Below are 785 nucleotides of genomic sequence, written 5' to 3'. Positions count from 1 at the left end.
GTTTCATGACTGGGGTGAAGTCGTAACAAGGTAACCCTAGGGGAACCTGGGGTTGGATCACCTCCTTACTATTACGTCGATGACGCCCTTGATGCAGTGCCTACACAGATTGTTTTGTCTAGAAAATTAGAGAACACCAAAAGGTAGTACTCACTCTATACAGAGTATGAGCAAGTTAGGCTTGTAGCTCAGCTGGTTAGAGCGCACCCCTGATAAGGGTGAGGTCGGCAGTTCAAGTCTGCCCAAGCCTACCAACTTCTTCCGCATTTGCTTTGTCACCCGCGAAAGATTTTATATGGGGCTATAGCTCAGCTGGGAGAGCGCCTGATTTGCATTCAGGAGGTCAGCAGTTCGATCCTGCTTAGCTCCACCACTTCTAAGTGCATTTATAAAGTGTATTTAAAAGTGGTTTTTTACCACGATATGTTCTTTAACAATTTGGAAAGCTGATATTAATAGTAATCAATCAAAAGAGTAATTGAGAAGTCGAAAGACGCACTTTTTACTCTACTTGACTTGAATTGCTTGTTATCGACAACGCCGCAAGGCGGGTTAATCGACTTGTTCGGTTAACAAAGAAGATAGCAAGGCAATTCTTCCGATTAGCTTGTCATGCATACAACATTACCCGTGTCCGACGTCAAAAGGCGGACATGAGGCCGATACTCAAGGCTTTTTAGGGTTGTATGGTTAAGTGACGAAGCGTATACGGTGGATGCCTTGGCAGTTAGAGGCGATGAAGGACGTGTAAGTCTGCGAAAAGCTGTGGTGAGCCGACAAAATGC

General features: G+C 45.0%; 2 tRNA genes and 2 rRNA genes. All 4 read left to right on the top strand.

The window, feature by feature from the left end:
• Positions 1 to 68, top strand: a 16S ribosomal RNA gene (locus GTQ48_RS17460); the annotation flags it as partial.
• A 109-nt stretch (positions 69 to 177) separates the two neighbouring features.
• Positions 178 to 254: transfer RNA gene (locus GTQ48_RS17455), tRNA-Ile, on the top strand.
• 43 nt (positions 255 to 297) lie between these two features.
• A tRNA-Ala gene (locus tag GTQ48_RS17450) sits at positions 298 to 373 on the top strand.
• 315 nt (positions 374 to 688) lie between these two features.
• A 23S ribosomal RNA gene (locus GTQ48_RS17445) occupies positions 689 to 785 on the top strand; the annotation flags it as partial.

The sequence above is a fragment of the Alteromonas genovensis genome (assembly GCF_010500895.1).
GTDB lineage: Bacteria > Pseudomonadota > Gammaproteobacteria > Enterobacterales > Alteromonadaceae > Alteromonas > Alteromonas genovensis.
This window is presented reverse-complemented; position numbering and strand designations above follow the sequence as displayed.